Genomic DNA, 9,248 nt, shown 5'->3' on the forward strand with positions numbered 1-9,248 from the left:
AGACTTCCTGCACACCTACAACCACCACCGCTGCCACACCGCTCTCGGCGGCCAGCCACCCATCAGCCGCGTCAACAACGCTGCGGGTCAATACATCTAGCGCGCCGAGGATGCCGGTGTCGGGACAACCGAGCGCGCTTCTTCCAGGAGTGCTGTCACAGCCCTCGGACACCCACCCCCTAAGACGAACACCCCACGCGAACCATCCGCGACACGTAAGAGCAACACGAGCAACACGACCCATCGGAGAACTCTCATGCGCGCAACCCTCCTGTACGGCGCCGGCGACGTCCGAGTCGAGAACGTGCCCGACTCCGCCATCAAGCAGCCCACCGACGCGCTGGTCCGCGTCACCGCCTCCTGTGTCTGCGGAAGCGACCTGTGGCCCTACGCCTCGGCGAAGCCGGAGGACGGGCCGGCCCGGATGGGGCACGAGTTCATCGGCGTCGTCGAGGACATCGGCTCCGAGGTGAGCACCGTCAAGCGGGGCGACCTGGTCGTCGCTCCGTTCGCCATCTCGGACAACACCTGTGAGTTCTGCCGCGAGGGCCTGCACACCTCCTGCGCCCACCCGCAGGCCAACTTCTGGGACGGCGAGCCGGAAGAGGGCGGTCAGGCCGAAGCGGTCCGTGTCCCGCTCGCCGACGGCACCCTCGTCAAGCTCCCCGTCGCGCCGGACTCGGCCCTCGTCCCGTCCCTGCTGACGCTGTCGGACGTGTTCGGCACCGGCTACCACGCCGCAGTCATGGGTGGTGTCAACAAGCGCAGCAAGGTCACCGTGATCGGTGACGGCGCCGTCGGTCTGCTGGCGGTGCTGTCGGCGAAGCGCCTGGGCGCCGAGCAGATCGTTCTCATGGGCCGTCACCAGGCGCGCACCGACCTCGGCCGGGAGTTCGGCGCCACCGACGTCGTCTCCGCCCGTGGCGAGGAAGGCATCGCCCAGGCCCGCGAGCTCACCGGTGGACACGGCACGCACGTGGTCCTGGAGTGTGTCGGCAACATGCCCGCCTACGAGCAGGCCGTCGGGATCGTCCGCCCGGGCGGCGTCATCAGCCGGGTCGGCGTGCCGCAGTACGAGGAGGCGCCGATCGGCTTCGGCAGCCTGTTCCGGCACAACCTGCGCCTGGCCGGCGGACCGGCCCCCGTCCGGGCCTACATCGAGGAACTGATGCCCGACATCCTGAACGGCACCATCGAGCCGGGGAAGGTCTTCGACGTCACCACCGACCTCGACGGCGTCCCGGCCGGCTACCAGGACATGGCCGACCGCAAGAGCCTCAAGGTCCTCGTCAAGAGCTGACCCGCCGAAGTGCGCCCCGAGGGGTGCGGCCTCGTCCGCACCCCTCGGGGCGAAGGCCGGCTCCCTCAGGAGGTGTGTGCGCCTTCGACGGCACGGGGTCGGCGAGGGCGACGGAAGGCCCTGGCGACGGGGGGTGGCGCCACCTCATCGAGGCGACTGGCGACTGACACCACCCAGAGTGCCTGACGTGTCAGTTACTTTCCAGGCGTACGGCACTCCATGCGCCCTACACGTCTCACACGTGCCCCTCGCTCGGCTTCGCCGCGTCGGAGCCCCCGGTGGCGGCCGCCTCAGGGAAGTCGCGGGAGCAGGTCGCGCGCCGCGTGACTGAGGATGCGCAGGTCCTCCGTGAACCGTTCGCGATCCTCTGCGGGAAGGGGGTTCAGGAAGTACCGCTCGATGTTCTCCACGTGGATCCGGGAAGCGCGCACCGTGGTCTCCGCGCCCAGCGGTGTGAGCCGGACCAGCCGCCCACGCCGGTCGTCGGGGGACTCCCTGCGCTCGACCAGGCCGGCGGCCTCCATGCGGTCCACCAGCCGCGTCGCGCCACCGGTCGTCAGCACCTGCTCCTGGGCGATCGCCCGCATCGGCAGCCCCGGATCGCCCGCCCGCCCGAGAATGAGCAGGACCTCGTAGGTGAGGTGGCTGATCCCGCACTCCTGTTCGAGCGCCCGGCCGAGGATGTATTCCAACCGGTTGGCCGCCCCCTGTAGACGGCCGAAGGCCAGGACCAAAGCATGATCCGCAGCCTCCTTCGCCGTCGAGATCCCAGCTCCCTCACTCACCGCGCTGCCGCCTCTCTCGTCGCCCCCCGGTGTCAACGTACCGATCATGCACTGTGGGGTGACCGGCAGGTGTCCGGCGGCGGATGTCGAGAGCGAACAGGGAGGCCTGAGCGGTACCTGTCTAACCGAGTTCCAGCAGGCCCCGACGGACCGCCTCGGTCACCGCGGCCGTCCTGTTGTCCACACCGAGTTTCCGGTAGACGCGTATCAGATGGGTCTTGACCGTCGCCTCGCTCAGATGCAGGGACTGCGCGATGGAGCGGTTGCCGTGTCCGTCGGCCATCAGGCGGACGACCTGCGCCTCACGTTGCGTCAACTCTGCCGCAGGGCTGGTGACTTGGCCCACCAGGTGGCCCACCAGCTCCGGAGCGAGGCCGAAGCCGCCCTCGGCGGCGCTGCGCACGGCCCGGAAGAGTTCCTCGGGGCGGCCCGCCTTGAGGACGTAGCCGCGGGCGCCTGCCTCCAGCGCGCGGACTACATCGGCGCGTCCGGAATAGCTGGTCAGCATCACCACGGGCATCCCCGGGGCCTCGGAGGCCAGCCGGCGGACCGCCTCGACGCCGTCGATGCCGCGCTCAGCACCCGCGAACCGCAGGTCCATCAGCACGACATCGGGCGCCAACTCGATCGCGAGGCGCACCGCTTCCTCGCCGCTGTCCGCCTCCCCGATCACGTCGAGACCCGCGGCGCCCTCGAGCAGGGCCCGCAGTCCGGCCCGGACCACCACGTGGTCATCGGCGATCAGCAGCCGCAGCGGAGAGCCGGTCATCCGCTCGCCGCCGCGGGCACGGGCACGGCCGCGCCGGACCGACGGCAGGCGGGCAGGGTGGCCCGGACCCGCGTACCCCGGCCGGGCAGGCTGTCCACCCGCAGATCCCCGCCGCCCTCGCGCATCCGCGCCCGGGCCGCGGGGAGACCGAACCCCCGGCCCGACCGGGTCGCCCCGCCCGTGTGGGCGAGGTCGAAGCCGACGCCGTCGTCGTACACGTCCAGCTCGGTGTGATCCGGGTGATGGTGCAGTGTCACGAGCAGGTTGGCGGCCCGTGCGTGTTCGCGGACGTTCGCCAGCGTGCTCTGTGCCACGCGGAACAGAGCCGTCGCCGCTTCTTCGTCCAGTTGGGAGGGGCGGGTTCCGGTCGAGCGGAACTGCACCCGCATCGCGGCTCCTTCCAGTTGGGTTCGGGCGCAGAGCAGCCGCAGGGAGTCCTCCAGCCCGGCTTCGGCGACCGTGACCGGGGTGAGGTCCCGGATCATCCGGCGGGTCTCTGCGAGTCCCGTGTCCAGGGCGTCTGCGACCGCACGGACCCGGACCCGCGCCACATCGGGCCGTTCTGTCCAGTCCCGGTCGGCCGCCTGGAGCAGCATCAGGCTGCCGGACAGTTCCTGGGCGAGGGTGTCGTGCAGGTCCCGGGCGATGCGCGCGCGTTCCTCCAGCACACCGGTCCGGTGCCGCTCGTCCGCGAGCACGTCCCGAGTGCCGCGCAGTTCCTCGATCAGTCGCCGGCGCTCCACGAGGCTGCGTTGTTGCGCCCGGTACAGCGCCACGGTGCCCCAGACGGCCGCCACCGGGACGAGCACCATCTCCGGATCGAATCCCCCTGTGTTCCGGGTCAGTTGGCCGACCAGGAGGAGCGTGATGGCCAGCACCGCGACATGGGCCGCCCTCGTCCCGAGCGTGCGCAGGGCGACGCACGCCAGCGGTACCGCACACCAGACATAGGCGCCGGTCAGGGGCGGTGGGTTGAGGTGGACGAGGATCGCCCACAGCAGGAGGAGGCTCATGACCCAGGCATGCCGGGCGAGTCTGCCCAGCTTGCTCCAGAGCGCGAGGCCTGCCGCATACGTCACGGCGAGCAGCCCGCTGACGGTCACGATGTCCCAGCACAGAGGGCTGTTCAGACGGACCAGGCGGACCATCCCGCCGCCGACGGCAAGGAAGAACACGCAGTGCGGCAGGAACTTCGTGGTGAACCGGCTGCGGAGGCCCGGCGCGAAAGCGTCGGCGGGGCCGGGGTGGGACACGGCGAACCCCCTGGACGAATGATCCATCGGGACAGGGGAGCCGAGTCTATCCGCCACTTGTATGACCACTGTGAAGACTGGCCGGTCGCCGGTCGCCGGTCGCCGGTCGCCGGTCGCCGGTCGCCGGTCGCCGGTCGCCCGCAGTCCGCCGTCCGCCGCGCACGGAGGGCGACGGGCGGCGAGCGACGGGCGGCGGGCGGGCCGGGGAACAGTCGGTGGCTAGGCTCCGGGGTGCAGTCCGAGCCAGCCGGGTGTGGGATCGCCCTTGACCTCGCCGAAGTACAGGGCGAAGGTCTGCTTCCAGCGCTCCACCCCCGCACGGTCGGCCATGAAGCGGGGGAAGCCGTCCACGTGGGCGTCGGGGTACTCCCAGATCGGCTTCACACCGGCCGGGGGTGCGACGTCGGTGCGCACCGACCAGCCGTTGAAGGCCCTCTTCTGCGACTCGGTGGACAGCTGCCAGTTGAGGAACAGCTTGGCGGCCGTGGAGTTCTTGGCCTGTTTGAGGACGGCCAAGCGCTGGCCCCAGGCCATGAACGGGTGCCCCTCGGCGATCACGAACTTCGTGGGGGACGACGAGGAGGGGACCATCGAGCCCGAGGTGCCGATGCCGATCGCCTTCTGCCCGGCGAGGACGGCTTGGCTCGGTGAGTTGCTGCCTCGCGCGAACCGCACGTCCTGGGCCGCGAGCTCGGCAATCCACTGCCAGCCGTACTTCTGGGCGTACAGCGAGTAGAGGTAGAGGACCGCGTCGTCGTCGTGCGGGTAGGACGAGGCGATCCTGCCCTTCCATTTCGGGTCGGTCAGGTCGAGCGGGCTGCGCGGTGCGTCCGAGCCCACGGCCGCCGTGTCGTACAGGGAGCCGAAGGCGATCACTCCGTCGGCCACCCAGGCGCCCTGCGGGTCCTTGAACGCGTCATGAACCTTCGAGAACCCGGCCGGCCGGTAGTGCAGCAGCCTGCCCTGCTGCTTCCAGCGGACGAAGTCCTGAAGCGTCTGGAGCTGCACGACGTCGGGGACGAGGGTGTCGGTGGCGAACTGGTTGTCGACGCGGACGTCGTGGTACTTGCTGTAGTCGACGATCAGGGTCAGGTCGATGTCCGGGAAGCGGGCCTTGAAGGCCGCCTTGGTGCCGTCCTGCTGGGTCGGGGTGTCACCGCCGGCGTAGACGACGAGCTTCCCGCCCTCCGCGAGGGCGGCCCGGTACAGCTCGTCGAGCGTCCGGGTCTCCTCCGGCCCGGCCGAACGCTGCGGCGCGGCGGGGGAGGCAGAAGCCGGGACAGCTGAGGCGCCGAACGCGCCGGCGCCGAGAGCGGCACCGGCACCTACGGAAAGCAGGCGTCGCCTGCTGGGGAAGGTGGACATGCCGAGGAGACCTCGTTTCATGGGGGGCGAACGGTGCCCGGCACGCTGGGGGGCGGTCGTCATTCTGATGCGCCCGAGCCCGGCTTCGCGTCGCCCGTACGGAGAGACCGGCTCCTCGGGAGGTGGAAGTCCCGTTCCACCGATCGGTTGAACGCCCCCGGCGGGCCGGTCTACTGCCGCTGCTTTGACGCCGGTCAGCGAGGCTGACGCCGACGGATGGGGACAATGAGCAGGTGACGGGTTCGAGGCTGGGGGCGGGATGCTGACCGGGATCGTGATCGACGCGCTGGACATCGCGCGCATGGAACGCTTTTGGCTGGACGCGACGCGGGGTCGGATGGACGGCCTGCGGATGCGGTTCGTGCCGACCGCGAGGCCGAAGACGGCGCACAAGAACCGACTCCACCTCGACCTGGCCGGGGGGCCGGACTGGGAGGCAGAGGTGGCGCGCCTGCTCACACTCGGTGCGACGCGGGTCGACATCGGCCAGGGCGACGTCCCGTGGGACGTGCTGGCCGATCCGGAGGGCAACGAGTTCTGCGTGCTGCGCCCCGGTCACCCCGGCGTGCTCGCCGACTCCGGCCTGGTCGCGATCTGCCTCGACGTCGGCGAGGAGGACCTCTACGCGCAGCGGGCCTTCTGGCAGTCCCGGGCCGACTGGCGCGAGGCCGAGTCCCCCAGCGGGTGCGTCCGACTGCGCCGACGGCCCACCAGCACGGTCTCACTGGTGATGGGGCCGCCCGCGGCGCCGAAGGCGGGGCGGAACAGGCTGCGCCTGGAGGTCACCCGTCGCGACGGGGAACCCGGCGAGTTCCTCGACGCCGGCGGGAACGAGTTCCACATCACGTGCTGACCCCTGGCTGCCTCGCCGGCGTCGAACGGCCCGACGCGGTCTCGCTCAGGGCTGCGGACCGGGCGAGGTGCGCCGGGTGTTCGATGCGGCGGTGCCGTGGCGGGCGTCGACCGGGTGCGGGCGGCGCCGTGGGCGCGCAGGCGGGCAACGACGTCCTCGATGTCGTCGACGGCGCCCCCCGCAGGCCGGGCGTCAGTCGGTCAAGTGGGTCACCACCGAGCGCATCGCGTGGCGCAGAGCCGGGCGAACCTCCTCGGGCAGATCGACGGTCTCGAAACCGTGGTGGCTGTTCGGGAGGTCGACCAGTTCCAGCTGCGCCCCGCAGTCCTTGGCCGCGGTCACGAACGCCTCCACGGAAGCGGCGATCTCGGGTGTCTCCCGCCCCGCACGGAGGAGGACGACGGGCAGCGTGCCCGCGTGCGCGACAGCCCGGTCCGGGCGGAACCGGGTGCCGGTCAGCCCCCAGTTGGGCAGCGGCGCCAGGATCGGGTAGGAGGCGGCCAGGCAGCGCAGCCAGGCCGGCGGCTCCGTCAGCCAGTCCGCCGTGAGCAGGCCGCCGCCGGAGAAGAACCACAGGGCGACCCGGTCGGCGTCCACCCGGGGATCGGCCCGCACCTGCTCCACCGCGGCGGTCACGTCCGCGGCGGCGCGCTCGTAGTCGGCGACGTCGTGCAGCCGGTGGTCGAGGGTCACGCCGACCATGCCCTCGGCGGCCGCCAGCCGGGCGTACCCCACCAGGGTCGGCCAGTCGCGCGGGGTCGGCCGGGCCCCGGCGGGCACCGGACCGCCGTGCACGAAGACCACGGCCGGTCGCGGGCCCTCGGCGTCGGGCACGTACAGGTCGACGGACCCCCTGCGGTCCCGGGGCAGCTCCGGCACGTCCAACGGGAACGGGCGCAGATGGGCGGGCGGCGCGGCGACGCCGACCGGTCGCAGGCGGCGCCCCTCGCCGGCCGCGGCCCGCAACAGGACGTCGGCGAGTCCGGCGGGGCTGGACAGCATCGGCCAGTGCCCCGTGGGCAGTTCGAAGAAGGTGACCTGAGGGTCGGTCAGGGCCGCCAGCGTGGGGTCGCCGAAGTCGACGAGCCGTTGCACCACGTCGATGCCGGCGCCGTTGCGCGTGCACAGCACGCCGGTGGTGGGAACCGCGGCCCCCGCTCCGGTCAGCCGCAGCGGCTGGAGCAGGGTGCCCAGCGGCTGCGGCGCGGCAAGGGCGGTGAGCCGGTCCAGTGCCGCGTCGGAGACGTCGGCGGTACTGCCCCAGCGCTGCCACTCGTCACGGGTCGGCGGTGCCAACTCGCCTTCTTCATCACCGTGTTGGGCCTGCCCGGCCAGCTGTGCGCGCAGTGCCTGGTCCGGTACGGCGGCCAGCGCCGGGACGCCGTTCTGCGGCATCCCGCAGTCCAGGTACACGACCCGGGCGACGCGCTCCGACCGCCGGTCGACGGCGCCGATCACCGGATGGATGCCGTAGTCGTGACCGACGAGCACGATCTCCCGGCCGGACGCCGCGTCGATCACCGCGATCACGTCCGCGATGTGTGTCTCCAGATCGACGCGGGCCGAGGCGGCGGGGCGGGCCGCGTCGATTCCGGTGAGCGGGACCGCGTGCACCTCGTTGCCCGCCGCGGCCAGCCGCTCGGCCGTCTCCTGCCAGACATGGGCGCCGGTGAACACGCCTGCCACCATGACGAACACTGTCATGACACTCCCTCGGTCACATGACGTCGCGCCGGTCGCGTACGCCGTGATGCGCCGACCGGGGCGATCGCCCGGCCCGCGCCCCGGTACCGTAGGAACTCCCCCAGAGGGAGGTTCAACTGTCCACGTCGCACGAGGTTCTCTGGAGCATCGGCGAGCTCGCCGAGCGCGCGGGTGTCACCGTGAAAACCGTCCGCTTCTACTCCGACCGGGGTCTGCTGCCCGAGGCCTCCCGCAGCGGCGGCGGGCACCGCCGGTACGGCCGCGAGGCGCTGGAGCGGCTGCGCCTGATCCGCTCCCTGCGCGCGCTCGACCTACCGCTGCCCGAGGTGCGCCGGGTCCTTGAGGACGAGGGCGCGGCGAGCCGTGGCCTGGAGGACGCCGTCGCGGGCCGTCTGCGCGAACTGGGCGCCGAACTGAAGACGTTGCGCTGGCGCGAGGCGGCGCTGCGGCTGGTGGGGGAGTGCCCGCCCGCGGAGCGGGCCGACCGGCTGCTGCTGATCGGCGCGGTGAGCAGCCCGCCGAGTACCGCACCCCTGGCCCGGTTCTGGCGCGCCTGGCTGCCGCCGCGGATGCCGGCCCGGGCGATGGCGGCGTTCCTTGAGGTGGCCGTTCCGCAGCCGCCGGACGAGCCGGACCCGGCGCAGGTGCTCGCCTTCGCCCGGCTGCACGCGATGACGACGGCCCCCTGCACGGGCGGCCGGCAGCCGCAGCCGGAGGTGCACCAGGTGGCCGGGGCCCGTGGGGCGGCCGTGCTGTACGCGGGCCTCGCCGAGGCGTACGAGCTCGCGGGACCGCAGCTGCGCCGGACACGGGATCCGCACCTGGGCGAGGCGCTGGACGCCTACGTGGCGGCGTACGCGAGCGCGTACGGCAGCCGGGACACCCGGGAGTTCCGCCGCCTGCTGGCCGCGCGGCTCGCGGCCGGGCCGCGTCTGGACCGGTACTGGGAGCTGACGGCCGTGGTGCTCACGCCGCCGGGCGGCCGACCGGAGCCGACCCCGGGCTCCGCGGACCACTGGCTGCGCACGGCACTGGAGCGGGACAACGCCGGAGCGGCGTAGGACACGTGCCCCGGACGACGCGGACACGGCGGTGGCCGCTGCCAGACCGACGATCCAAACCATAGGCCCTAGAGATCGTCTTCAAAGGTCAGATCCAGAGCAGGATTGAGGCGATGGTGACGGCGGCGTGGTAGGACTCGCGTGTCTTGTCGTAGCGA

The 9,248-nt window shown here is 72.2% G+C and carries 8 protein-coding genes and 1 pseudogene; 4 read left to right on the forward strand and 5 right to left on the reverse strand.

Annotated elements, in window-relative coordinates:
* Both ACIRPU_RS44150 and ACIRPU_RS44155 read left to right on the forward strand, forming a co-directional pair.
* Positions 1-100, forward strand: a pseudogene (locus ACIRPU_RS44150) (IS481 family transposase); the annotation flags it as partial.
* A gap of 156 nt (positions 101-256) precedes the next feature.
* Positions 257-1,300: a zinc-dependent alcohol dehydrogenase family protein gene (locus ACIRPU_RS44155; protein ID WP_403878853.1), complete on the forward strand. Its 1,044-nt coding sequence runs from the start codon at positions 257-259 to the stop codon at positions 1,298-1,300.
* A gap of 290 nt (positions 1,301-1,590) precedes the next feature.
* Here the strand turns inward: ACIRPU_RS44155 and ACIRPU_RS44160 are convergent, their stop codons facing one another.
* From ACIRPU_RS44160 to ACIRPU_RS44175, 4 genes are all read right to left on the reverse strand, one after another.
* Positions 1,591-2,085: a MarR family winged helix-turn-helix transcriptional regulator gene (locus ACIRPU_RS44160; RefSeq protein WP_403878856.1), complete on the reverse strand. Its 495-nt coding sequence runs from the start codon at positions 2,083-2,085 to the stop codon at positions 1,591-1,593.
* A 121-nt stretch (positions 2,086-2,206) separates the two neighbouring features.
* Entirely contained in the window at positions 2,207-2,854 is a 648-nt protein-coding gene (locus tag ACIRPU_RS44165; RefSeq protein ID WP_403878859.1) for a response regulator, read from the reverse strand.
* On the reverse strand, positions 2,851-4,134 hold the full coding sequence (locus ACIRPU_RS44170) for a sensor histidine kinase (RefSeq protein ID WP_403878862.1): 1,284 nt from the start codon (positions 4,132-4,134) through the stop codon (positions 2,851-2,853). Before ACIRPU_RS44170 ends, ACIRPU_RS44165 begins: the two co-directional genes overlap by 4 nt.
* A 192-nt stretch (positions 4,135-4,326) precedes the next feature.
* Positions 4,327-5,472: an ABC transporter substrate-binding protein gene (locus tag ACIRPU_RS44175; RefSeq protein ID WP_403878871.1), complete on the reverse strand. Its 1,146-nt coding sequence runs from the start codon at positions 5,470-5,472 to the stop codon at positions 4,327-4,329.
* A gap of 259 nt (positions 5,473-5,731) precedes the next feature.
* On the opposite strand from ACIRPU_RS44175, the gene ACIRPU_RS44180 reads away from it, so the two are divergent.
* On the forward strand, positions 5,732-6,325 hold the full coding sequence (locus ACIRPU_RS44180; protein WP_403878865.1) for a VOC family protein: 594 nt from the start codon (positions 5,732-5,734) through the stop codon (positions 6,323-6,325).
* Positions 6,326-6,517: 192 nt separating this feature from the next.
* On the opposite strand, the gene ACIRPU_RS44185 is transcribed toward ACIRPU_RS44180, so the two are convergent.
* Positions 6,518-8,029, reverse strand: a complete 1,512-nt coding sequence (locus ACIRPU_RS44185; RefSeq protein WP_403878868.1) for an alpha/beta hydrolase — start codon at positions 8,027-8,029, stop codon at positions 6,518-6,520.
* 116 nt (positions 8,030-8,145) lie between these two features.
* On the opposite strand from ACIRPU_RS44185, the gene ACIRPU_RS44190 reads away from it, so the two are divergent.
* Entirely contained in the window at positions 8,146-9,090 is a 945-nt protein-coding gene (locus tag ACIRPU_RS44190) for a MerR family transcriptional regulator (protein WP_403878874.1), read from the forward strand.
* The last annotated feature ends 158 nt before the right edge of the window (positions 9,091-9,248 follow it).

Origin of the sequence: Streptomyces sp. NPDC102259 (assembly GCF_044766465.1) — a bacterium.
GTDB lineage: Bacteria > Actinomycetota > Actinomycetes > Streptomycetales > Streptomycetaceae > Streptomyces.